The 497-nt window shown below is 41.9% G+C and carries 1 protein-coding gene; it reads left to right on the forward strand.

Annotated elements, in window-relative coordinates; all coding sequences use genetic code 11:
- The coding region (locus ACYVTD_RS16290; RefSeq protein WP_461248720.1) for an endolytic transglycosylase MltG at positions 1-497 on the forward strand (497 nt) is incomplete at both ends.

Genomic DNA, 497 nt, shown 5'->3' on the forward strand with positions numbered 1-497 from the left:
CGTTTAAAGTGCCTGAGGGAGCTTCTTACGGTGAAATTTTGAAGAGTTTGAAGGGGAGTCCTGTCGAGATGGGGACCAAAATCGTCATACCGGAAGGATACGAAAACAGGCAGATTGCTGAACTTTTGCAAGAGAAAGGGTTAGTTAACGCTGATGAATTCTTGCGAGTTTTAGATGCCGAGAAGTTTGATTATAGTTTTTTAAACGGAATTACAAGAACTAAAAATAAGCTTGAGGGATATCTATTCCCTGCGACGTATACAATCCCTGCAGGGAGCACATCTGTTCAAATCGCAAAAAAAATGCTGGATGCTTTTGCGTTGAAATGGCAAAGCGAATATACCGAACGGGCTCGGGAGCTGGGGTATAGCATTGACCAAATTGTGACTTTGGCTTCAATTGTTGAACGCGAAGCTGTTGGCGAATCTGATAGAGACAAAGTTGCTTCCGTATTTCTTAATAGGCTTAAAAACAAAGAATATGGCAAGCTTGAGAGT

The organism is Treponema sp. R6D11, from assembly GCF_054786075.1.